The sequence below is a fragment of the Flavobacterium sp. CF108 genome, assembly GCF_900129795.1.
Taxonomy (GTDB): domain Bacteria; phylum Bacteroidota; class Bacteroidia; order Flavobacteriales; family Flavobacteriaceae; genus Flavobacterium.
Genome location: NZ_FQWW01000007.1, coordinates 1 through 23,541, shown reverse-complemented (window position 1 = coordinate 23,541; position 23,541 = coordinate 1). Strand labels below are relative to the sequence as shown.

General features: G+C 35.8%; 18 protein-coding genes. 10 read left to right on the top strand and 8 right to left on the bottom strand.

The window, feature by feature from the left end; all coding sequences use genetic code 11:
• The first annotated feature begins 128 nt into the window (after positions 1-128).
• Positions 129-1,340 carry an MFS transporter gene (locus tag BUE10_RS18270; protein WP_073487439.1) on the top strand — a complete coding sequence of 404 codons (1,212 nt, stop codon included), beginning with the start codon at positions 129-131 and terminating at the stop codon, positions 1,338-1,340.
• 335 nt (positions 1,341-1,675) lie between these two features.
• Here the strand turns inward: BUE10_RS18270 and BUE10_RS18265 are convergent, their stop codons facing one another.
• The 3 genes from BUE10_RS18265 to BUE10_RS18255 all read right to left on the bottom strand — a co-directional run bounded on the left by BUE10_RS18265 (position 1,676) and on the right by BUE10_RS18255 (position 7,007).
• Positions 1,676-3,256 carry a sodium:solute symporter gene (locus BUE10_RS18265; protein WP_073487437.1) on the bottom strand — a complete coding sequence of 527 codons (1,581 nt, stop codon included), beginning with the start codon at positions 3,254-3,256 and terminating at the stop codon, positions 1,676-1,678.
• Complete coding sequence (locus BUE10_RS18260) at positions 3,253-4,317, bottom strand: Gfo/Idh/MocA family protein (RefSeq protein WP_073487435.1); 1,065 nt, start codon at positions 4,315-4,317, stop codon at positions 3,253-3,255. Before BUE10_RS18260 ends, BUE10_RS18265 begins: the two co-directional genes overlap by 4 nt.
• A 176-nt stretch (positions 4,318-4,493) precedes the next feature.
• Positions 4,494-7,007 (bottom strand): right-handed parallel beta-helix repeat-containing protein, encoded by a 2,514-nt coding sequence (locus BUE10_RS18255; protein ID WP_073487433.1) that lies wholly within the window; start codon positions 7,005-7,007, stop codon positions 4,494-4,496.
• A gap of 422 nt (positions 7,008-7,429) precedes the next feature.
• On the opposite strand from BUE10_RS18255, the gene BUE10_RS18250 reads away from it, so the two are divergent.
• Positions 7,430-9,109 carry a glycoside hydrolase family 28 protein gene (locus tag BUE10_RS18250; RefSeq protein WP_073487432.1) on the top strand — a complete coding sequence of 560 codons (1,680 nt, stop codon included), beginning with the start codon at positions 7,430-7,432 and terminating at the stop codon, positions 9,107-9,109.
• Between the two features lie 14 nt (positions 9,110-9,123).
• Positions 9,124-10,314 (top strand): pectate lyase, encoded by a 1,191-nt coding sequence (gene pelA / locus BUE10_RS18245; protein WP_073487430.1) that lies wholly within the window; start codon positions 9,124-9,126, stop codon positions 10,312-10,314.
• A gap of 312 nt (positions 10,315-10,626) precedes the next feature.
• Here the strand turns inward: pelA and BUE10_RS18240 are convergent, their stop codons facing one another.
• From BUE10_RS18240 to BUE10_RS18220, 5 genes are all read right to left on the bottom strand, one after another.
• Complete coding sequence (locus BUE10_RS18240) at positions 10,627-11,463, bottom strand: amidohydrolase family protein (protein ID WP_073487429.1); 837 nt, start codon at positions 11,461-11,463, stop codon at positions 10,627-10,629.
• Positions 11,464-11,469: 6 nt separating this feature from the next.
• Positions 11,470-12,267, bottom strand: a complete 798-nt coding sequence (locus tag BUE10_RS18235) for an SDR family oxidoreductase (RefSeq protein ID WP_073487427.1) — start codon at positions 12,265-12,267, stop codon at positions 11,470-11,472.
• An 80-nt stretch (positions 12,268-12,347) separates the two neighbouring features.
• Entirely contained in the window at positions 12,348-13,361 is a 1,014-nt protein-coding gene (locus BUE10_RS18230; protein WP_073487425.1) for a zinc-binding alcohol dehydrogenase family protein, read from the bottom strand.
• 18 nt (positions 13,362-13,379) lie between these two features.
• On the bottom strand, positions 13,380-14,234 hold the full coding sequence (locus tag BUE10_RS18225) for a fumarylacetoacetate hydrolase family protein (protein WP_073487423.1): 855 nt from the start codon (positions 14,232-14,234) through the stop codon (positions 13,380-13,382).
• 171 nt (positions 14,235-14,405) lie between these two features.
• On the bottom strand, positions 14,406-15,170 hold the full coding sequence (locus BUE10_RS18220) for an SDR family NAD(P)-dependent oxidoreductase (RefSeq protein WP_073487422.1): 765 nt from the start codon (positions 15,168-15,170) through the stop codon (positions 14,406-14,408).
• 323 nt (positions 15,171-15,493) lie between these two features.
• On the opposite strand from BUE10_RS18220, the gene BUE10_RS18215 reads away from it, so the two are divergent.
• The 7 genes from BUE10_RS18215 (at position 15,494) to fucP (ending at position 23,445) form a co-directional block, all read left to right on the top strand.
• A complete protein-coding gene (locus BUE10_RS18215) occupies positions 15,494-16,642 on the top strand; it encodes an ABC transporter substrate-binding protein (protein WP_073487420.1) in 1,149 nt (382 codons plus the stop codon).
• A complete protein-coding gene (locus BUE10_RS18210; RefSeq protein WP_073487418.1) occupies positions 16,639-17,781 on the top strand; it encodes a CaiB/BaiF CoA transferase family protein in 1,143 nt (380 codons plus the stop codon). Before BUE10_RS18215 ends, BUE10_RS18210 begins: the two co-directional genes overlap by 4 nt.
• Before the next feature lie 53 nt (positions 17,782-17,834).
• Entirely contained in the window at positions 17,835-18,971 is a 1,137-nt protein-coding gene (locus tag BUE10_RS18205; protein ID WP_073487416.1) for a CaiB/BaiF CoA transferase family protein, read from the top strand.
• Between the two features lie 2 nt (positions 18,972-18,973).
• A complete protein-coding gene (locus BUE10_RS18200; protein ID WP_073487414.1) occupies positions 18,974-20,200 on the top strand; it encodes an ABC transporter substrate-binding protein in 1,227 nt (408 codons plus the stop codon).
• Positions 20,201-20,281: 81 nt separating this feature from the next.
• Complete coding sequence (locus BUE10_RS18195; RefSeq protein WP_073487413.1) at positions 20,282-21,349, top strand: Gfo/Idh/MocA family oxidoreductase; 1,068 nt, start codon at positions 20,282-20,284, stop codon at positions 21,347-21,349.
• 198 nt (positions 21,350-21,547) lie between these two features.
• Positions 21,548-21,988, top strand: coding sequence for a MaoC/PaaZ C-terminal domain-containing protein (locus tag BUE10_RS18190; RefSeq protein ID WP_073487411.1), 441 nt, complete (start codon positions 21,548-21,550; stop codon positions 21,986-21,988).
• A 158-nt stretch (positions 21,989-22,146) separates the two neighbouring features.
• Positions 22,147-23,445 carry an L-fucose:H+ symporter permease gene (gene fucP / locus BUE10_RS18185; protein WP_073487409.1) on the top strand — a complete coding sequence of 433 codons (1,299 nt, stop codon included), beginning with the start codon at positions 22,147-22,149 and terminating at the stop codon, positions 23,443-23,445.
• Positions 23,446-23,541: the final 96 nt, after the last annotated feature.

Here is a 23,541-nt window from a genome sequence, read left to right as displayed (position 1 = left end):
TCGATATGTCCGAATCTGGTTATTCATTGTCCAAATATAGCAATTCTGACATTAGTATTCTTTTAATCTTTGCAAAAAATAATACAGCTGTTGTTTTTTAACCTAATTTAAAAATCAAAAAATATCTCATGGACACTATTAAAGCAAATCCTGACATAGTTAAAAAAACCACTTATTCTATCTTATTCATCATAAGTTTTTCTCATTTAATTAATGATCTTTTGCAGGCTGTTATACCTTCGGTTTATCCATTAATTAAAGAAAATTTTAATCTTAGTTTTACCCAAATTGGTATTATTACTTTAACCTATCAAATGGTGGCTTCTATTTTACAGCCGTTTGTGGGAATGTATACCGATAAAAATTCAAAACCGTATTCGCTGATTGTTGGAATGTGTTTTACAATGGTTGGACTTTTCCTTGTTTCGATCGCTTCAAGCTTTGTTTATTTATTATTATCAGTAAGTTTAATCGGGATTGGATCTTCAATTTTCCATCCAGAATCTTCACGTGTGGCGCATTTGGCTTCGGGCGGAAAAAGAGGTTTGGCGCAGTCTATTTTTCAATTGGGAGGAAATGCCGGAAGTGCAATTGGGCCTTTATTAGCTGCTTTTATTGTTATTCCGCACGGACAATCTTATATCGCTTGGTTTTGTATTATTGCGTTAGTTGGCGTTTTTGCTTTGTATAAAATTGCGATTTGGTACACAGCACATTTATCTGAAAGAAATGCCAATAAAGCTTCTCATCAAATCGAAACACATCATTTGTCTAAAAACAGAGTAATTGCTTCGTTGATTATTTTATTGGTTCTGATTTTCTCTAAGTATTTCTACATGAGTAGTATTACGAGTTATTATACTTTCTTCCTGATAGATAAATTTCACATTACGATTCAGCAGTCACAAGTCTATTTATTCTTGTTCTCTGGCGCTGTTGCAGCTGGAACTTTGATTGGTGGGCCAATTGGAGATCGATACGGAAGAAAATATGTAATCTGGGTTTCTATTTTAGGCGTTGCTCCGTTTACTTTAATGTTGCCTTACGTTTCTTTATTTTGGGTTGGAACTTTATCTGTAATCATCGGATTGATTCTTTCTTCGGCATTCTCTGCTATTTTGGTTTATGCAACTGAATTAATGCCTGGAAAAGTTGGACTTGTTGCGGGTCTTTTCTTCGGATTTGCTTTCGGAATGGGTGGTTTAGGTTCTGCTATTTTAGGAAAAATTGCCGATGCTACAAGTATTGAATATGTATTTAAGATTTGTGCGTTTCTGCCTTTAATTGGTATTATTACTGGGTTCTTGCCTAATTTGGAAAAGAAAAAGAAGGTTGAGTAATTTTTTTCATGCCACAAAGTCGCTAAGACACAAAGTTTTTTTAAACAAAGTTTTAATTGCATCCAGCTTTAGCTGGATGACAAATTAATTAGGAAGCTCAAAAGGCTTTAGCCAAAATATCTACAATTTGACTAAAGCCTTTTTCTATTCTTTTTAAATATACCTCCAGTTAAAACTGGAGGCAACTTATAGAATAGCTTTGCTTTATTTATAATCTTTTTCAGAATATAGCCCGTGGTTTCAACCACGGGAAACGTATTTTGGCAAACGTAATGTTATACGTTGCGTTCCCGTGGTTGAAACCACGGGTTATGTTTGAAATTTTTGATATATATTTAATTCCCATTAAAAACCAAATACAAAACCAAAATCATCAACCCCAACACCCCAAACAAAAGCTTGACCTTTTTACTAGTTTTAGGAATATCCCTTTCATCTGAAACATTAACTTCAGGACTTTTATCGGTTAAAGAAATAATAACGGCTGCAATTAAAAGCACAGCAAAAATGTAAAACGAAATCAATAAAAAGTGAGGCCAAGCTGGGTATTTATCGGCAGGGAAAATCCATAAATACATAACTCCAACAAACAAACTAAATGCAGAACCCCAAGAAAGCGTTGCATTTACGGCTTTTTTGGTAGTGCGTTTCCAGAAGACACTCAAAAGGAAAACAACAGATAACGAAGGCGCCAAGAAACCTAAAACAGCTTGAAAAATATTGAATAAATTCTGTCCTTTGATATTGTCAATCGCAACGGCAATTAGAATTGCAAAAACACATCCAGCAGCAATTGTTAATCGACCAATTTTAATTTGATCTTGAATCGTAGCCGTCGGGTTGATTTTCTTTACATAAATATCATTCGTAAAAACAGTGCTCAAAGCATTTAACGAAGAACCAATTGTTCCTACCAAAACGGCAATCATTACACAGATTACCAAACCGTTCATTCCGCTTGGGAAAAGATTCGTAACCATTGTCATATAAGCCAAATCAGAATTGCTTCCTAATTCTGGATATAAAGCATAACACAAAATTCCAGGAAGAATAAACAACGGCAAAGCCATAACTTTTAACCATCCAATAAAGTTCACACCCAATTGTCCCTGTTCCAGATTTTTAGCTCCCAAAACACTCTGCACCATCGATTGATCGGTACAGAAAAAAGCAACTGCAGCAACAGGATATCCTAATAAAATAGCTGGCCAAGGATAATGCGCATCATCTGAAGGACGGACTAAATTCCAAAAATTAGAAGGTGTTTTGGCAATTAGAACATCTATTCCGCCTAGTTTTTGCAAACCTAAAAAGGAAAGTGTCAGCGAAACGACAATTAATAGAATCATTTGAAAAACATTGACTTTTGCAATCGCTTTTAAACCTCCTGCAAATGTAAATATTCCAGAGAAAATCACTAAAACCGTAACACTCTGCCACATCGGAATTCCCAAAATCTGACGTACTAAAACGCCTCCGCTGAATAATCCTAAAGACAGCCAGCTTACTAATATTTTTACCAAAGCGTACCAAGCCAAAATATTCTGCGTACTGTCGCCGTAGCGTTTTCCCATATATTCGGGCATCGTGCTGACTTTACTCGCAATATATCTTGGTGCAAAAACCATTGCCAAAAGCAGTAAAAACACAAAAGCATACCATTCGAAATTTCCTGCTACAATTCCTGTAGCATAACCAATACTCGCAAAAGCCAATAATGACGAAGGTCCAACATTGGTTCCCCACATATTAAACCCAATGCTGTACCAGTTTAAGGAGTTTCCGGCCAGAAAAAGCGTTTCGTTTTTCTTTCTCTGTTTCATACTCACCACATATCCAATGACTAATAATACCACTAAATAACCGGCAACAATTACAAAATCGAGCGTGGTTAATTTATCGTAAATACTGTTCATAGCCCGTATTCATTAAGAATATCGGCAATTTTAACCGGCATTCCAATTTGCAAAGATTTATCCATTGCTTGTAACAAAGCCACAGTTCCAATTCCTTCTTCCATGTTTGGATAGGCTTCAAAACCTTGCTCGATGCTGTCTACAAAATATTCTAAATAATTCTGATATTCCCCGCCGTGATGACTTTGTCCTTCAAAACGAAAATAATATTTTATCGTGCTGTCGCCCCAAGTAATTACTTTTTCTTCTCCAGTTTTGTCTGTAATTGCATAACGCAATTCATGATAATCGGCTTGACTTGCTCCTTCTGTTGCTCTTAAAATTGTACTCATGCCACTGTCGCGCTGCGCTGGTTGAGTTGGCGAAGTGTAAACACCGCTTACACGGGCAATTCTTCCATCGGTTGCTTTGAAGATAAAATGCATCGTATCTTCATTTTTTAATCCAGCATTTTGTCCGTTACTGCTAATCATTCCGTAACCCATTACTTCCTGAATATTCGGTAAATACCATCTGATGAAATCTACAGGATGACTCAAACCTCCATACAGCCATTTAAACGATTGCAAAAGCGACCATTCTTTCTTCAAAAACCATCTGTGATCGGCGTGATATTGCGCTTCAATTGTAATTAAATCACCTATTAATCCTGCTTCATAATCGGCTCTTTGTCTTTTGGCTGGTTCAAAGAAACGGGAACTTTGCCCGATGAAAACTTTCTTTCCAGTTGATTTGCTTAATTCTAGCAATTCTTTTGCATCAGAAAGATCATCAATAAATGGTTTTGTACAAACAACATGTTTTCCACTTAATAAAGCTTGTTTTACATGTTGTGCATGCAGATGATCGGGTGTATAAATCGCGATAATATCAATTGACGCATCGTTTAACAAATCATCGTAATTGGTTGTGTACGAATGAAAATCGAATTCTTTTGCTCGCTGTTTACACAATTCTTCGTTTCGGTCGCATATTTTAACAAGTTCTAGTTTTGAACTTTCGATTGCGGCCGACATTGTGCTTCGTCCTTCTCCAAGTCCCAGAATGGCTATTTTTAACATTGGTTGTGGTTATTTTAGATTGTTGATTTTAGATTTTTAGTTTTTTTTTCTTGCCACAGATTAAAAGGATTTTCACAGATTAGAAAAAATCTTTTTAATCCTTTTAATCTGTGGCTAAATATTTCTCAACGTAAACCCGACAGGTTTTTAAAACCTGTCGGGTTTATTGCAACGTATTATTTTTTTGCTTCTATTTCTACTTTATTTAAGAAAATCCAGGTTTCATCTGGTTTTGCACCTTCAATTCCCATTTGGTATTTTTTCATTAAGGAGTTCCAATCGTCTACACGTGGATTATTTTCTGTTGTTTTCGGATTTAGTTTATCCAAGTTTTCGCCTTTCGGAATACTGATTACTAAGATTAATTGTCTGTCTTTTTTGAAAACCTGCAATTGCTGAAAATCGGCATTACAGAAACCCTTGGCTACTTCTGGCCATTTTTCGAATTGGGTTTTATGATACTCCACATATTCATTTTGTAGTTTTTCATCAGCAGGAAGATTTGCTGTTAATACCACATTTTCCCAATCTGATGCTGGTTTTGAATCTTTACATCTTTCGAAATTTTGAAAATCGTAAACTAAATCTTCATAGATTTTAATTTCTAAAGAAGGGAAAGCACCCGCCAATTTTCGTTTTGTTCTTTCCGGCTGATTCATTTTTCCGTAAATCACCAAATGATTTTTCCATTGGTACAATTCCTGACCTACAATTCTAAAACCTGTTAAAGTCGATTTGATTTTTTCGATATCAAAATCAGAACCTATCAATTCGATCGCGTACGGTTTTGGCATTTCCTGCAATCCCCATTTTTCATCAATAACAACTTCTTTCTCTAAATCTTTGTAAGGTGCTCTAATTCCGGCATTATCTTTAATTTTAGTGCTTACATACGGATCATTGTGTTCCCAAATATTTCCTTTTGGACCGTTATGGTTTTTAAGGATTTTCTTTTCTGCAATCCAGTTGTTTTTAATCGTAAAACCTTCACTTCCTTCATCGGTATACAAATACAGCCACAAAAACGGATCGTGTGCATACGGACTGTTGTAAACCTTGTCGATATAATTTTCTTCAATTCGGCTACCCGGCTGAGCAGAAAGCGTGTAAATTCCCGCAACATCATGTAAATGTTTGGCATAATGATGAATTTTATTACCTAGAATTTTATTGTTCTGCATCACGTTTGGCGTATGCGTCCAACCCCAGCCCATTGCCATTCCGGAATACGATACATCCGAAATTTCGTTATGTTCAATCGTAATATTTCGAATAAAACCTGCACTAATTCCCAAAGTTCCCCAATCTTCATTGGTTACATTGGTGATTAAATTATCAGCAATTACTTCATCCGAACACATTTCTCTTTCATCTTTTATGATTAAAGGCAAATGCGCTTCAAAAGCTTCTTCAGAGAAAATCCCAACGTTTATAGCACTTCCACCGATATCTTTAAATAAATTTCCTTTTACGGTATTGTGATTTGTTCCTTTATTTAAATCTAAACCAGTCGAAGCCAAATGCTCAAAACGGCAAGATTCAAACTGAATATTATTAGCATAATTTACTTCAACTGCCGAGCGTGGTCTTCCTACCCAAGCCTGATTTTCTAAATTCGCCTGATTTGGTGTTCCTGGAACTTTCAATTTATAAGCGTCTAACAAATACAAACCTGACTGCAACGGCACATGACCTTGCTGTGAAGGACGAAGCCAATTGCTGTATTGAAATGAAATTCCTTTAAATCGAAAATGACTTACAGGAGAATCGATTGTTCCTTTTACTTCAACCAGATTTTCTAAAACGGGCGCAGTTACAACTACCGAATTAATTTCTTCTCCAGCTCTTGGAATATAATAAATTTTAGCATTTTTCTTGTCCAAATACCATTCTCCAGGCTCGTTTAAAAGCGAAAAAGCATTGTTTAAGAAATAAGCCGAATTTCCGTTATTTTTAGAAATCCACGGTGCAGGCCACGGATGCTCGCTTTGAATACGGCTTTCTGGTTCTTCAAACGAAAGTCTGGCGCTGTCTTTTTGTACTTCAATATTTTTGATTCGAAGATTCGCAATCGACCACCATTGCACGATAAACATTTCCATTCCCGGCTCAAACTTAACCGACTTGTCTTTAAACGGAATCCAACAGGTTTGCGATTCATGATCCCAGGACAAAATTCTGTCCATTGCATTTCCTGCGGTATTTTTGGCTCTAACGGCTTTTTTTCCGTTTACCCACAATTGTCTGTAATTGATTAAGGAACCTGCTTTTTGAGGTGCATCGGCGCCCCAAAATGTTCCTTTTTTGCCATTTAAAATGCCGACTTTTTTCCAGTTTTTTATTTCAATTCCGCCGCTTATAATTGGTCTTGCATTTACATCGGCTTCAATAGTTGTTGGACTTTCTGCAGTTCCAGAATCTTCTGGACGCACAAATAAAGGTTCGTTTAAATAATACGTTCCGTTCATTACAATGATGTGAATTCCGTCTTTTATCGATGGATCTTTTAAACGACGAAGTTCTCTGGCTTTTCGGATTGCCATTTGAACCGTTGCCAGCGGATTTGATTTTGTTCCGAAGTTCGAATCTTTTCCTAATGGTGAAACCCAAATTTCAGCTGCATTTGCCGAAAAAAGAGTGAATATCATTAAAAAAACGACCAGTAATTTGTTGAAAGGAATTAAACGCATTATTTTCTTTTTTCCATCATTAAACTTATCAGAAACTAAATTTAAAATGCTAAATATTTTACATTCTGATTATTTTTAACAATTAAATTAAATATACGGCACAATTTAATCGAACATAAACAACTATGCATCCTGTACCCTCCTGTAATCTTGAAGAACATTCAGTTTTACAGGTTAAATTTGAAAAATTGACTTTTAAATATTCTTTCGTTTCACATTCGAAAAAAGTTAAATTCTCAAAAAATCTGTGATAAACTTATCAAAATTGGCGTTTCATAATATTTTTTTAATAGATTTGTGTAATCGATTACATTATTAAATTAAAATTTAAAAAACAGTATTTTTATTCATTGAATAATAAATTAACACATAAAAAACTGACTTAGCATTCCGAAGAAAATAATAACCACAATATAATAAGAATGAAAACTAACCTAATTAACCTTGTTTGCACCGTTATAATGATTTTGATAACGAGTTTATCTACTACAGGTTTTGCTCAAAAACTAAATGTTTACAAAAACATTGAATTTAAAATGGTAAAAATTAATGAGCCTAAAATCCCCGCAAGAAGTGTAAACATAAAAGATTTTGGCGCTGTTAATGGTGGTTATGTTTTAAATACTAAGGCTTTCGCCGATGCTATAGAAGCCGTTTCTAAAAAAGGCGGCGGAAAAGTTATAATTCCTCCGGGAATATGGCTTACAGGGCCAATTATCCTAAAAAGCAACATTGAATTACATGCCCAAAAAGGAGCTTTGATTAAATTTTCTACAGATAAAAGTTTATATCCCATTATTGAAACCAGTTTTGAAGGCCTAAATACCTGGCGCTGCATCTCTCCTATTTATGGTAAAAACTTAGAAAACGTAGCGTTTACCGGAAATGGCGTTTGGGATGGTTCTGGTGAAGCCTGGAGACAAGTTAAAAAAAGTAAATTGACAGATGAACAATGGAAGAAATTTGTGGCTTCTGGTGGTGTTTTAAATGAGAAAAAAGACAGCTGGTATCCGTCTGAACAATATTTAAAAGGTTCAAAAGGTGCTGATCAAAACGTTCGTCCTGATTTAAAAACTAAAGAAGATTTTGAAGCTATTCACGATTTTCTTCGCCCAGTTTTAGTAAGCATTCAAAATAGCAAAAGAGTTTTGTTTGACGGACCTGTTTTTCAAAATTCCCCTGCGTGGAATATTCATCCATTAATGGTTGATGAGTTAATTGTACGTAATGTAACGGTTCGTAATCCTTGGTATTCTCAAAATGGCGACGGACTTGATGTTGAATCTTGTAAAAATGTTTTGATCGAAAATTCAAGTTTTGATGTTGGTGATGATGCCATCTGCATTAAATCAGGAAAAGATAAAGATGGACGTGAAAGAGGTATTCCGTGCGAAAATATTATAGTAAGAAACAACATTGTATATCACGGACACGGCGGTGTAACGGTTGGAAGCGAAATGTCTGGCGGTGTAAAAAACCTGCATGTATCAAACTGTACTTTTACGGGAACTGACGTTGGATTGCGTTTTAAAAGTACTCGCGGACGCGGCGGTATAGTAGAAAATATTTATATCTCAGATATTTTTATGACTGATATTCCGTCTCAGGCAATTTCATTTGATTTATATTATGGAGGAAAATCGATCGCCGAAACTCTGGCCGAAGGCGGAAATACAGTTAGCACAAAAGCAATTCCGGTAAACGAAAAAACGCCTCAATTTAAAAATATTTCCATCAAAAACATTACGATTAAAGGCGCACAGCAAGCGGTGTTTTTACAAGGTCTTCCGGAAATGAATTTAGAAAATATCGAAATCTCAAACTTAACAGTTACGGCAGAAAAAGGATTTTCGATTATTGATGCCAACGGAATCAAAATCAGCAATGCAAAACTAGATATTAAAGACAGTACTATATTCGAAATTTACAATGCAAAAAATATGTCTTTAAGAGATGTTGAGTTCAATTCTACTTCTCCAAAAGCTGTAAATATCAATGGTGAAGGAAACGCTAATATCGAATTGATTTCTTCTAAAAATCTAGATTTTTCTAAAACAACGACGCTTGGAAATGATGTTCCAAAAGGAGCTGTGAAATTTTAATTCCAATTTCAAAAATGAATTTTATCAATAGCTCAAAAGCAGTTGTTTTAAGTCTGTGTGCTTTTTCGTTTCTACATTCGAATGCACAAACTAACAAAGAGGAAAAATCAGAAATCAGTACAAAACCTTTTACAGATGGAACCAATCATTGGTATCACATTAAAGATGCGACCAATATCGTAAATCCGGTTCCGAATCAGCCACAATATGCAGAAACGGATTACGCTAAAATTGCTGATAATATCCTGTATTTTCAGCGTAATAATGGCGGATGGCCAAAGAATTACGATATGAAAGCTATTCTGACTCCAAAGCAAATTAATACGATTATTAAAACCAAACCGATTCTGCATACTACTTTTGACAATGAAACAACTTACACGCATGTCAATTATCTGGCTCAGTTTTACACTTTGACTAAAGAGGCAAAATATAAAGACGGTGCGTTAAAAGGAATTGATTTTATTTTGGAAGCGCAATACAATAACGGAGGCTGGCCTCAATATTTTCCTTTAGAAAAAGGTTACAGCCGACATATTACATTTAATGACGGTGCTTATATGGGTATTATAAATCTTTTGAAAAAGATCGTAAACAACGATGCTGATTTTGCATTTATTGATCCTAAAACTAGAAAAAAAGTAACGGCTTCTTACGAAAAAGGAATTGACTGTATTTTAAAAATGCAGATTAAAGACGACGGAAAACTAACGGCCTGGTGTCAGCAGCATGATGAAATTACCCTTTTACCAGCGTGGGCAAGAAAGTTTGAACCGCCAAGTATCTGTAATGCAGAAAGTGTTGATGTTGTTCTGTTTTTAATGGCAATCGAGAATCCGAATGAAAAGATAATCAACTCGGTGCAAAGTGCTGTAAAATGGTTTCAGGATTCTAAAATATACAATACCAGAGTTGAAAGTTTTAAAGCTCCGGAAATGGAATCTAAATACAAAAAAATCACCAACGATGTGCGCATTGTAACCGATTCTACAGCACCGCCAATCTGGACGAGATATTACGAATTAGGAACTCATAAACCTTTATTCTGCGATAGAGACAGTCAGTTTTTATATTCTTTAGCAGAAGTAAGCCGAGAGCGCAGAAGCGGTTATGCGTGGTATACGGATAAACCGGAAAAGGTTTTGAAGAAATATCCAGCCTGGCAGAAGAAATGGGATTCTGGAAATGATGTTTTGAAACAATAAAACACAACGCTTGGTCATTGAGGAACGAAGCAATCTCACTAAAATATTCGACAAGCTGGATATAGCAAATGTGATTGCTTCGTTCCTCGCAATGACATACGACATCTAATTTAATTCTATCCTATCCTCAGTGGTTTCAACCACGGGAATACAATACGAAGCGTGACAATATTATGCCCCCGTGGTTGAAACCACGGGCTATGTTTGACAAGTTTACAAGCAAAAATTTACAAATTTTACAGAAAATATTTAGCCACAGATTAAAAGGATTTTCACAGATTTTTTTTAATCCTTTTAATCTGTGGCTAAAAATTATTGATTCAAATTATAAAACGAAACCGCATTTTCAGACCAAATCTTATTTTGATCTTTGATAGAAAACTTCGAAATATAATCTTCTAAAGTTTTTACAACCTCATTATAATCAGAAGCTACATTTAGAACTGGCCAATCTGAGCCATACAATATTTTATCTGTCGCGAAATTTTCAAAAATTACATCTAAATACGGTTTTAAATCTTCTGATTTCCAGTTTTTCCAATCGGCTTCTGTGACCATTCCTGAGATTTTGCACCATACATTGTCGTATTTTGCGATTTCTTCAATTCCTTTTTTCCACGAATCAATGTTTCCTGATTTAATATCAGGTTTTGCAATATGATCAATTACAAACTTTTGGTTTGGAAAGTCTCTTACCAAACTTATCGCAGCCGGTAATTGACGATGAAAAATCAGAATATCATACGTAAAATCAAATTCTTTTAAAGCCGAAATTCCGTTACGGAAATCTTCTCTAAACATAAAATCATCGGCTTCGCCTTGTACAACATGACGGAATCCTTTAATTGTTTTATTCGAAGAAAAATGACGTAACCGTTCCGATATATTATCTGTACAAAGATCAACCCAGCCTACAATTCCTTTTATAAAATCATTTTTTGAAGCCAAATCTACAAGGAAATTGGTTTCGTCTTCAGACTGACTTGCCTGAACCGCTACGCAACCCGAAAACTTGTTTTCTGTAAGCAATGGCAATAAATTTTCCGGCAGAAAATCTCTTTGAATTTTTGACATACTTTCATCAATCCAGCTGTCTCTAACAGGATCAAATTTCCAAAAATGCTGGTGAGAATCAATTCGGTTATTCATTCTGAATTAGTTTACATCGTTGATTAAAGCACGATCTAAATGCACATAACCGCCATCAACAAAAACAAATTGTCCAGTAGTATGTGATGAACGGTCCGAAATAATAAAAAGTGCTGTATCTGCAATTTCTTCTGTTTTGGTCATTCTGCCTTCAAACGGAATGCTTTTATTAATTTTCTTTAAAACGGTTTCTCCATCTGCCAATGTTTTAATCCAGTCTTCGTATGCAGGAGTATAACTTTCAGCAATAATAATGGCATTCGAACGAATTCCGAATTGAATTAAATCTACTGCCCATTCTCTTGTAAGTCCTAAAACCCCGCCTTTTGCAGCAGCGTAACCAGAAGTTCCTCCCTGCCCTGTTAGAGCAACTTTAGAACCAATATTCAGGATATTTCCTTTTGATTCTTTTAAGTGCGGAAGCGCGTATTTAACCAGCAAAAAGTAACTTACTACATTCAGTTTTAAAGAATCCATAAATTCTTCGTAAGAAGCATCTAAACCTGCGCCGTCATTAACTCCAACATTATTGATAACAGCATCGATTCTTCCGTATTTTGCTACGATTGTTTTGACTGCATTTTCGATTTCAACAGGATCAGTTACATCAGTCTGCACAAATAAAGAATCTATTCCTCTTTTTTGGAAAGCTTCCGCGTAAGCGAAACCTCTTGCATTTCTGTCAACTAAAACCGGAATCGCACCTTCATCTGCAATTCGATTAATAATTGTTTCCCCAATACTGCCTTCTTTTCCAGCCGAACCGGAAACGACAACAATCTTATTTTTTAAATTTAAATCCATTTTTTGTGGTTATTAAGGTTAGCTAATTAAACCTGACAGGTTTTAAAAACCTGTCGGGTTTCCTAGACTATGGATATTTGTTATTCTATCTCAATTAACGCCTTGATTACATTATTTTTCGGGTCAATTAATTGTCCAAAATCAGTAATCATTTCAGAGAAATTTGTTCTGTGCGTAATGTATTTTTTTGGATCAATTTTGCCTTCTTTCAAACATTTCATTACATATTCGAAGTCTTCAATAGTCGCGTTTCTGCTGCTCATTAAAGTAGATTCTCTTTTATGGAAATCAGGATGACTGAAACTCAATTCTCCTTTTTGAAGGCCGACTAAAACAAATCTTCCGCCATGCGAAATATAATTGAAAGCACTGTTCATCACTTTTTGGTTTCCTGTAGCATCAATTACCACATTTGCCATATCACCGTTTGTCAATTCAATCAGTTTCGCTGCTACATCATCGTTTAACGGATTGATAGTTTCATCGGCTTTTAATTCGGTTTTACAGAAGTTTAATCTATAATCGTTGATATCCATTACGATCACTTTTGCTCCGGCAATTTTAGCAAACTGAATCAGTCCAATTCCAATTGGCCCTGCTCCCATTACCAAAACCGTATCAGCTGCCTTAACAGCAGCTCTTCGTACTCCGTGCGCTGCAATTGCCAAAGGTTCAACCAAAGCCAGTTCATCATAATCTAATCCCTGACCGTGAAGTAAATACTGTTCCGGAATCGAAACATATTCAGCCATTCCGCCATCAATATGAACTCCAAAAACTTTAATATTTACACAGCAGTTTGTCAACCCGTTTCGGCACGCAACACAAGTTCCGCAGTTGAAATACGGAATAAAAGTTACTTTATCGCCCGGTTTAAAACCTACTGCATTTCCTTTTACATATTCTGCAGCCAATTCGTGTCCCAAAATTCTGGGATATTCAAAATACGGCTGCGTTCCGCCAAAAGCATGAATATCAGTTCCGCAGATTCCAATTCTTTTTATTTTTAAGAGAACTTCACCGTCTTTTGGTTCCGGAATTTCTTTTTCTTTTAATTTAAATTCCTGCGGCTTTTCGCATACAATAAATTTCATCTTTGATTTTGTTTTAGATTACTTTTTATATGCAACTGCGATCTGCTTGCTTGTACCTAAACCTTCAATTCCAAGTTCAACAACATCGCCTGCTTTTAAGTAAATTGGATCTGGTTTAATACCCAAACCAACTCCCGGAGGCGTTCCTGTACTAATGATATCGCCCGGAAGCAAAGTCATAAACTGACTTAAATAATGTAGTAAATAAGGAATTTTGAAAACCAGATTTAGCGTGTTGCTGTCTTGGTATTTTTTGCCATTTACGCTCAGCCACATCGATAAATTATCAACATCTTTTACTTCATCTTTCGTAGCCAAAAATGGTCCAAGAGGCGCAAATGTATCGCAGCCTTTTCCTTTTGCCCATTGTCCGCCACGCTCAATTTGAAATTCTCTTTCGCTGTAATCATTCAATAATGCATAACCCGCAACGTAGTCTAAAGCTTCTGCTTCATCAACATAACTTGCTTTTTTACCTACAACAAATGCTAATTCCACTTCCCAGTCAGTTTTTACACTATTTTTTGGGATAATTACATCATCGTCAGGACCGCATAAAGAAGTCGTTGATTTAAAAAAGATAATTGGTTCTGTTGGAATTGGAGCACCAGTTTCTTTACAGTGATCCACATAATTTAATCCAATACAAATTATCTTTGAAGGTCTCGCAACCGGAGATCCCAAACGTACACTCGCATCAACTTCTGGTAAAGTTGGGTCGCTTTCTAATGCTTTTTGCAATTTTTCTAAACCATTATCTTCAAAAAAGCTTTCGTTAAAGTCTGAAACGATAGAAGAAACATCATATCTTTTTTCATTAATTAAAACTCCTGGTTTTTCTTTTCCGATTTCTCCAAAACGTATTAATTTCATTGTATTCTTATTTTTAGGTTATTTTTTTAAAAGTTTCTAAGGTGCTGAGATGCTAAGGTTCTAAGGTTTTATTTTAGACCTGACAGGTTTTAAAAACCTGTCAGGTCTAACGAGTCGTAAAATTCTAAGCTGATAAAAAACTTAGCATCTTATTATCTTAACAACTCAAAATTAATTATTCAGTTTAATAAATCCTCCGTCGATTGGATAATCGCATCCGGTAATGAATCCGGCTTCTTCGCTGCATAAGTATAATGCCAGAGCGGCGATTTCGTCTGGTTTTCCCATACGGCCTATTGGCTGTGATTTAGAAAGTTTTTCGAACATTTCTTCTTCTTTTCCGGCGTAGTTTTTAGAGATGAATCCGTCTACAAAAGGCGTGTGAACCCTTGCCGGAGAAATAGAATTACATCTGATATTTTCACTTAAATAATCTCTTGCTACTGATAAAGTCATCGCCATTACAGCTCCTTTTGCTGTTGAGTAAGCAAATCGGTCTGAGATTCCAACCCATGCCGCAATTGATGCCATGTTTAAAATTACACCGCCATTTGAAAGTCGGAATTGTGGAATCGCCGCAAACAAGCAGTTGTAAACTCCTTTTACGTTTACATCCATTACACGATCAAAATCAGCTTCAGAAGTCGTGTCAACTTTTCCAACATTCGCGATTCCGGCATTATTAATTAAGATATTGATATTTCCAATTTTTTCGAAAGTCGCTTTAACATCAGCTTGACTGGAAACATTACACGCATACGAAAACACATTTCCTCCTGCGTTTTTAATTTCGTCAACAGCATCCTGCGCACTTTCAATAGATAAATCAATAATATGAACTTCTGCTCCCTGTTTGGCAAACAAGACCGCAATTGCTCTTCCTATTCCGCTTCCGCCTCCTGTTATGACTGCTTTTTTACTTTGTAATGAAAACATTTTATTATAATTTAATATTTAAGAATCTTGATTAATGGAACCAATAGTGTACCTAATTTAACAAATGTAAAATACACAATTACAAATGTAATCGATTAAATATAATTTTGCATTTTATTTTTCTACTAATATAATAAAATGATCATTCTTTAAAAAATTATAACAATTTTTATTTGCTTTGTAAAAAAATATGTCTAGTTCAAAACTTTTGATAAAAAAATCAATGTAAAAAGTTACATTTTCTTGCTCAATTCAATCTAATTCCTAATTTTGTAATTGTATTTTTTACATTTATTATTTTCCAAATACATAATCCAAGAAAAATGACAGTATTAAAAGGCATAACGTGGAATCATACTAGAGGTTTATTACCAATGGTTGCAACGGCACAACGCTTTACCGAGTTAAATCCGGATATCGAAATTACCTGGGAGAAAAGAAGTTTACAAGAATTTGCAGATGCTTCTATCGAAGATTTAGCAAAACGATTTGATTTATTGGTTATCGATCATCCTTGGACAGGTTTTGGAGCACATACTAATGCTATCCTCCCACTCTCTGATTATCTCTCTGCCGATTACATCAAAGATCAGGAAATAAATACCGTAGGAAAGTCATACGGAAGCTATGTTTTCAGCAATAAATTATGGGCTTTGCCAATTGATGCTGCGACTCCCGTTGCTGCGGCACGTTTGGATATTCTAGAAAAAAAGGGACTTGAAGTTCCTCAGACATACGACGATTTATTGGCTTTAGCCAAAAAAGGTTTAGTGGCATTTGCCGGAATTCCGGTTGATGTTTTAATGAGTTTTTATATGTTTTGCTGTAGTTTAAGCGAAGCTCCTTTTCAGTCTGAAGAAAAAGTAATTTCTATAGAAACAGGAAAAAAAGCTTTGCAGATGTTTCGCGAATTGGCGCAATTAATTGATCCGGCCAACTTTAACCGAAATCCAATTCAGGTTTACGAGGCAATGGTAAATTCAGATGAAATTGCTTACTGCCCTTTTGCTTACGGATATTCTAATTATTCAAGAGCAGGATACAGCAAAAACCTGCTTCATTTTTATGATTTGGTTAAACTGAATAATGCGCCTATGATAAGCTCTTTGGGCGGAACAGGATTGGCTGTTTCTTCTTTCAGCAAACACATTCCGGAAGCAATTCGTTATGCTGAATTTACGGGTTCATCACAAGTTCAGCAGAATATTTTTGCCGATAACGGAGGCCAGCCGGGACATTTACAAGCCTGGAAAAACGACCGAATCAATTCTATAACTAACAATTATTTCAAAAATACTTTACCCGCTTTAGAAAGGGCTTTTCTACGACCAAGATATTCTGGACATATGTATTTTCAGGATCATGGCGGCGATGTAGTTCGTGATTATTTAATAAATGGCGGTGACGAAGAACTGGTTTTAGATGCATTGAATGCACTTTATGCTAAATCCTTAAAATTGCAACATTCATGAAACCATTAGAAGGATTAATTGTATTAGAGTTCTGCCAGTTTTTGGCGGGTCCTTCTGCCGGATTAAAATTAGCCGATTTAGGCGCGAGAGTTATTAAAATCGAGCGTCCTATAAAAGGTGAAGCCTGCCGACAATTAAGTATTAAAGATCTTTTTGTTGACGACAGCAGTCTTTTGTTTCATACGATTAACAGAAACAAAGAATCTTTTACAGCCGATTTAAAAAATCCAGATGATTTGGTTTTAATTAAAAAACTAATCGAAAAGGCTGATATTATGACACATAATTTCAGACCGGGCGTAATGGAAAAAATCGGGTTAGATTATCTTACAACGCTTACCATAAATCCGAAGATTATATACGGAACGATAACAGGTTACGGCGATAAAGGCCCTTGGGCAAAAAAACCGGGACAGGATTTGCTTTTGCAGTCACTTTCGGGTTTAAGCTGGCTGAGCGGACGAAAAAGTCAGGGACCTGTTCCGTTTGGTTTGGCTGTCGCCGATTTAATGTGCGGAAATCATTTCGTACAGGGAATTTTAGTCGCATTATTGAAAAGAGCCAAAACCGGAAAAGGTGTTTTGGTAGAAGTAAGTTTACTGGAATCTATTTTAGATGTTCAGTTTGAAGCCATTACTTCTTTCTTAAACGATGGCGGACAACAACCGGAACGAGGCGATATTAAAGGAAGCGCGCATGCTTTTTTAAGTGCGCCTTACGGAGTTTACAAAACACAAGACGATTATATTTCGCTGGCAATGGGCGATTTAATTTTTATAGGAAATACGCTTGGAGTCGATTTAAATCAATATGCTGACAAACCTCTTTGGTTTGAAAAAAGAGATGAAATCAGAGTCCTTTTAGCCAATAAATTAGCCGAACAAAAAGCAGATTATTGGTTAGAATTACTTCAAAAACAAGGCATTTGGGCAGGAAAAGTTCTCAATTATGAAACATTAAACCAACAGCCTTTTGTACATGAATTACACTTAAAACAAACCGTAAAAAATTCAGACGGAGAAACTTTAGTTACAACCCGAAGCCCCATTCAGCTTGATGGTAAAATTTTAAGCAGTACAAAAGCAGCTCCAAAAGTGGGCGAAGATAATTTAGCAATAGAAGAAGAATTTATTCGCTGAATCGTATTCAATAACGATTAAACAAATAAACGATTCAACAAATAAACAAAAAAATGAAACCTTTAGAAGATTATATAATTGTAGATTTTAGTCAGTTTCTTTCGGGTCCATCGGCGAGTCTTCGCTTGGCCGATTTGGGCGCGCGCGTTATAAAAATTGAAAAACCGGGAACTGGTGATATTTGCAGAACCTTATATACTTCTGACTTAATCATGAACGGCGAATCGTCTGTTTTTCATACCATAAACAGAAATAAAGAATCGTTTGCCATTGATTTTAAACAACCGGAAGAGCTTCAAAAATTAAAAAAATTATTGGCTAAAGCCGATGTGGTCATTCATAATTTCAGACCGGACGTTATGGAACGCATTGGTTTAAGTTATGATGATGTAAAAGCGATTAATCCAACGGTGGTTTATGGTTCGATTTCTGGTTTTGGAAATCATCCTGAACTTAAAGATTTACCCGGACAGGATTTGTTGTTACAATCTTTAACGGCTTTAACCTGGCTGAGCGGTAATCAGGAAGACGGCCCGGTACCAATGGGATTATCGATTGTAGATATGCTTGCGGGCGCACATTTAGCACAGGGAATTTTAGCAGCTTTATATCGAAAAGCAGCACAAAATATAGGCGGAACGGTTCAGGTAAGCATGCTCGAATCGGCTTTTGATTTTCAGTTTGAAACGATCACCACTTTCTTTAATGATGGCGGAGAATTGCCAGTGAGAACTAAAACTAATAATGCGCACGCTTATTTAGGCGCGCCATACGGAATTTATCAAACTAAAAACGGTTATCTGGCTTTGGCAATGGGATCGATTCCGGTTTTGGCTTCATTGCTAAAATGTGATAAATTATTACAATTTCCGGAGAATAAATTTACGCTTAGGGATGAGATCAAAAATATTCTGGCTTCTCACCTATTGACGCAGGAAACACAGTTTTGGCTGGATATTTTAGAACCGGCTGATATTTGGTGTGCAGGAGTTTTAAACTACGAACAGCTTTTCAAAGAAGACGGTTTTAAAGTTTTGGAGTTTACACAGCAAGTTGAAATGCTTGACGGCTATTCGTATAAAACTACAAGATGTCCTATAAAAATTGACGGTGAATATTTTACATCTGGTAAAGGTTCTCCAAAATTAGGACAAGATAACGAGCGAATTATAAAAGAATTTATAGCATAAGTATGGACAAATTTAGAATCGCTGTTAGAAAATTTTCTCCTTTTGAAAGTACGCTGCAAAAGCTGTGGGATGGTTTTTGTCTGAAAAACAATATACAGATCGAGGTTGAAATGATTCCGCTGGAACTGCACGATCTTTATGAAGAAACCATCGTTAATAAAGGCTTAAAAAACGGAAAATGGGACATAGCGCACTTAAATACCGATTGGATTTTTGATGCTGCCAATGAAAGAGCGGTTCTGGATTTAACTTCTTTTATCAATCAAAACCCGCCGCAGGATTATCCTGAAGGCTGGCATCAATCGTTGTTAAACCTGCAGCAGATTAATGGCGGAACTTACGGACTTCCGTTTCACGACGGCCCGGAATGTCTGATTTATAGAAAAGATTTATTTGAAGATTTAACTGAAAAAGAAAACTTTAAGAAACAATTTGGTTACGAATTGTTCCCTCCAAAAACTTGGGAGCAATTCACCCAAATTGCTGCTTTTTTTAATAGACCTGAAAGCAATTTATATGGCTGTGTTTTTGCCAATTATCCTGACGGTCATAATATGGTTTTCGATTTCTGCCTGCAGTTATGGACGCGCGGCGGCTCTCTTTTAAATCCTCAAAACAAAATAAATATCAATCATAGTCAAGCCATTGAAGCTTTAGATTATTATAAAAAAATCGTTAACGATACAAATGCCGTTCATCCGGGTTCGAAAAATTTTGGTTCCGTTGAAGCAGGAATGGCTTTCGCCGAAGGACAAGCTGCAATGGCAATTAACTGGTTTGGATTTGCTTCGATGTGTGAAATAATTGAAGAATCGAAAGTAAAAGGCAAAGTCGATATTACCGAATTACCGCACAATGAAAACCACAAAACGGCTTCATTAAATGTGTATTGGCTATACACCATTGGCATTGGAAGTAAAAATAAAGCACTCGCCTATGATTTTTTACGATTTGCTACAACAGCAGAAAGCGATAAATTATTGACAACCGAAGGTGGAATTGGATGCAGAAAATCAACATGGAATGATACCGAAATCAATAAAACGATTCCGTATTATCATAAACTGGAAATGCTGCATGAAAATGCTTTGACTTTACCACAAACTCCAATTTGGCCAAAAGTAGCAGAATTGATTGATAAAATGGTTTTAAAAGCGATAGAAACGGGTATTTCGTCGAAAACTCTTTTAGAACAAACACAGCAAAATATTGAAAAATTAACGAACTGATTACGTGTTGTAGTCAACTTTGTCAAAGTTTAAAACTTTGACAAAGTTTGCACCACTAACTGAACTAAAATAGTTAACAAAATGAATATCCCATATAAACCTTTACTGCCCGAAACCAAACAGCCCATTATCATTATCGGTGCAAGCGGGATTGTAAAAGATGCGCACTTACCCGCTTATAGAATGGCTGGTTTTACAGTTTTTGGCATTACCAACAGAACGATTGCAAAAGCGCATGATCTAGCCAAAGAATTTGAGATTCAGCATGTTTTTGAAAATGTTGCCAATGCGGTTAAAAATGCACCGTCAAATGCGGTTTACGATATTACCGTTTTACCGGATCAATATATCGAAATATTAGAGCAATTGCCTAATGGAGCAGCAGTTTTGATTCAGAAACCAATGGGAAATGATTTGACTCAGGCAAGAGAGATTGCAGCAGTATGCGAAAGAAAAAACCTTGTTGCTGCTATCAATTTTCAGCTTCGATTCTCCCCTTTTGTCAGTGCTGCGAGATATTTAATTAACGAAGGACTGCTTGGCGATTTATACGATTTTGAGTTTAAAGTAACCGTAAATACACCGTGGGAATTGTTTCCGCTGATTAAGGAACATCCTCGATTAGAAATTCTTTTTCATAGTGTTCACTATATCGATTGCATTCGGTCTTTTATGGGAAATCCGAAAAGTGTGATGGCGAAAACAGCCAAACATCCGCTTAAAAAATTATCATCGAGCCGTTCTACTATTATTTTAGATTATGACGAAGATAAACATGTGGTGATCAATACGAATCACGATCATCATTTTGGCCCAAATCACGAAGAAAGCTACATAAAATGGGAAGGCACAAAAGGCGCCATTAAAGCAAAAATGGGATTATTAATGAATTACCCTGACGGACTTCCTGACATTTTTGAATATGCAATTGAGGACGAAAAAGGTCAATATGAATGGAAAAAAATCAACCTTGAAGGTTCTTGGTTTCCAGAAGCTTTCATCGGGACAATGTCGAATCTAATGCGCTTTAAAGAAGGTTCAGATTCGAAACTACTGGCAAGCGTTCAGGACGTTTTAGACACCATGAAAGTCGTTGAAGCCTGCTACATCAGTAATAACAATGGAGGTATTTCCCTCAGTGAACTATAAAATTTTCAAACCATATAAGTGATATAAGTTCATTTAATCACTTTGTGTACAAACAATAAATAATTTAAAACCATATAAGAAATATAAGTTCATTTAAATCATTTTGCGCATAGCTTTTATGACCTATAACGCTCTTAAATTCAACGCACTGCTTAAATTATCTTACATCACTTATATGGTGAAATAAAAAACAACATTATGTATTTCAAATCAACCTTTTTCGAAGACTATCAGCTTAACGATAAAAGAGTTACATTAGGCAGAACTATTACAGAAACCGATTTTGTGGTTCATGCGGGGCATACGGGAGATTTTTTCCCGCATCACATGGATGAAGAATGGTGCAAAACACAGCCATTCGGACAGCGTATTGCGCATGGAACTATGGTTTTTGCAATCGGTATCGGCTTGACGGCATCAGAAATAAACCCTGAAGCTTTTTCAAGAGGATACGACAAAATGCGATTTGTAAAACCGGTTCATATTGGCGATACAATCCATTCTGAAATCACAATTTCCGAAAAAGGCGAAGCAAAAAATCCAGAAATGGGAACCGTAACAGAACATGTCGAAATCATTAACCAAAGAGGTGAAGTGGTTTTGGTATGTGATCATCTTCTTTTAGTCAAAAAGAAATAATCCTTTTTGAGGTACAAAGGTTCAAAGTGCCAAAGGGACAGAGGTTTTTTCTCCTCTCAGTACCTTTAGAATAGACGCACTGCAGTGCGCCTCTACAGAAAAACCTTTGAACCTTTGTCACTCTGTCACTTTGAACCTTAAAAAAAACTATCTAACAAATGCAAGTAACAAACCAAACAGGCGATCTTCACGAAGTGCCGACAGAAGGCGGAAAAACAAACTATCTTCTGCCATTTATTTTAATTACCAGCTTATTTTTCCTTTGGGGAATGGCACACAACCTGGATTCTATTTTAATTCCGCATTTAAAAAAGGCGTGTGAATTAAACAACCGCCAATCGACATTGATTGATACCTCAGTGTTTTTCGCGTATTTTATAATGGCAATTCCAGCAGGAATGCTTATTAAACGATTTGGTTACAAAAACAGCATCATTACCGGATTATTGGTTTTCGCTGCGGGAGCATTTTTATTTGTGCCTGCTGCAAATACCAGAACTTATGAATTATTTCTATTCGCTTTGTTTGTAATTGGATGCGGATTAACGATTTTAGAAACGAGTGCTAATCCGTACGCTGCGATTTTAGGCCCTGCTGAATCTTCTTCTAAAAGATTAAATTTGGCAGCTTCTTTCAACGGATTAGCGGCAATGGTGGCTCCAATTGTGGGTTCGTTATTTATTTTATCAGGAAAAAATCATACTCCGGCACAAATGGCCGCAATGCCTGAAACTGAAAAGGCATCTTATTTATTAGGGGAAGCGGCGGCTGTAAAAATGCCATATATCATTTTAGGAAGTGTATTGGTTTTAGTAGCGATTATATTCTACTTTATGCATTTGCCATCAATGAAACCACAACATACCGAAGCTGAAATTAAACCTGGATTTTTCTCTGTTTTAAAATTCCGTCATTTAAGCTGGGCAGTTGTAGCGCAGTTCTTTTATGTTGGCGCGCAGGTTTGTATTACGAGTTTCTTTATTAGAATTGCACAACAAGGTGCACATTTAGACGAAAAAACGGCAGGATATTATCTTGGTGTCTACGGTTTCTTGTTTATGGCGGGACGTTTTATAGGAACTTTCTTTCTGAAGTTTGTAAAAGATTATGTTTTACTTTCTATTTACTGTGGTGCCAGTATTATACTTTGCTTATTAGCTATTTACGGAACGGGAATTGTAGTTATTTATGCACTTGGCGGTATCGGATTTTTTATGTCGATTATGTTTCCAACTATTTTTTCTTTGGGATTAGTTGGTTTAAAATCAAATACCGAAACAGGTTCTTCATGGCTTGTAATGTCAATTGTAGGCGGAGCAATTCTTCCATACGGAATGGGTACATTAATTGACATTAAACATGATGATATTCAGTCTGGATATATTATTCCCCTACTTTGTTTTGTTATCATTTTATCTTTTGGAATATATGGACACAAAGTGAAAGCCTTGAAGTAATATTTTAGATTTTAGATTTTAGATTTTAGATTTTAGATTTTAGATTTTAGATTTTAGATTTTAGATTTTAGATTTTAGATTTTAGATTTTAGATTT

What these genes read in the sequence shown, in the direction of transcription:
- BUE10_RS18230 (WP_073487425.1), bottom strand. Translation starts at nt 13,361, where the DNA reads ATGAAATTTATTGTATGCGAAAAGCCGCAGGAATTTAAATTAAAAGAA.
- pelA (WP_073487430.1), top strand. Translation starts at nt 9,124, where the DNA reads ATGAATTTTATCAATAGCTCAAAAGCAGTTGTTTTAAGTCTGTGTGCT.
- BUE10_RS18200 (WP_073487414.1), top strand. Translation starts at nt 18,974, where the DNA reads ATGGACAAATTTAGAATCGCTGTTAGAAAATTTTCTCCTTTTGAAAGT.
- BUE10_RS18235 (WP_073487427.1), bottom strand. Translation starts at nt 12,267, where the DNA reads ATGGATTTAAATTTAAAAAATAAGATTGTTGTCGTTTCCGGTTCGGCT.
- BUE10_RS18205 (WP_073487416.1), top strand. Translation starts at nt 17,835, where the DNA reads ATGAAACCTTTAGAAGATTATATAATTGTAGATTTTAGTCAGTTTCTT.
- BUE10_RS18220 (WP_073487422.1), bottom strand. Translation starts at nt 15,170, where the DNA reads ATGTTTTCATTACAAAGTAAAAAAGCAGTCATAACAGGAGGCGGAAGC.
- BUE10_RS18195 (WP_073487413.1), top strand. Translation starts at nt 20,282, where the DNA reads ATGAATATCCCATATAAACCTTTACTGCCCGAAACCAAACAGCCCATT.
- BUE10_RS18210 (WP_073487418.1), top strand. Translation starts at nt 16,639, where the DNA reads ATGAAACCATTAGAAGGATTAATTGTATTAGAGTTCTGCCAGTTTTTG.
- BUE10_RS18255 (WP_073487433.1), bottom strand. Translation starts at nt 7,007, where the DNA reads ATGCGTTTAATTCCTTTCAACAAATTACTGGTCGTTTTTTTAATGATA.
- BUE10_RS18270 (WP_073487439.1), top strand. Translation starts at nt 129, where the DNA reads ATGGACACTATTAAAGCAAATCCTGACATAGTTAAAAAAACCACTTAT.
- BUE10_RS18240 (WP_073487429.1), bottom strand. Translation starts at nt 11,463, where the DNA reads ATGAATAACCGAATTGATTCTCACCAGCATTTTTGGAAATTTGATCCT.
- BUE10_RS18215 (WP_073487420.1), top strand. Translation starts at nt 15,494, where the DNA reads ATGACAGTATTAAAAGGCATAACGTGGAATCATACTAGAGGTTTATTA.
- BUE10_RS18190 (WP_073487411.1), top strand. Translation starts at nt 21,548, where the DNA reads ATGTATTTCAAATCAACCTTTTTCGAAGACTATCAGCTTAACGATAAA.
- BUE10_RS18250 (WP_073487432.1), top strand. Translation starts at nt 7,430, where the DNA reads ATGAAAACTAACCTAATTAACCTTGTTTGCACCGTTATAATGATTTTG.
- BUE10_RS18225 (WP_073487423.1), bottom strand. Translation starts at nt 14,234, where the DNA reads ATGAAATTAATACGTTTTGGAGAAATCGGAAAAGAAAAACCAGGAGTT.
- fucP (WP_073487409.1), top strand. Translation starts at nt 22,147, where the DNA reads ATGCAAGTAACAAACCAAACAGGCGATCTTCACGAAGTGCCGACAGAA.
- BUE10_RS18260 (WP_073487435.1), bottom strand. Translation starts at nt 4,317, where the DNA reads ATGTTAAAAATAGCCATTCTGGGACTTGGAGAAGGACGAAGCACAATG.
- BUE10_RS18265 (WP_073487437.1), bottom strand. Translation starts at nt 3,256, where the DNA reads ATGAACAGTATTTACGATAAATTAACCACGCTCGATTTTGTAATTGTT.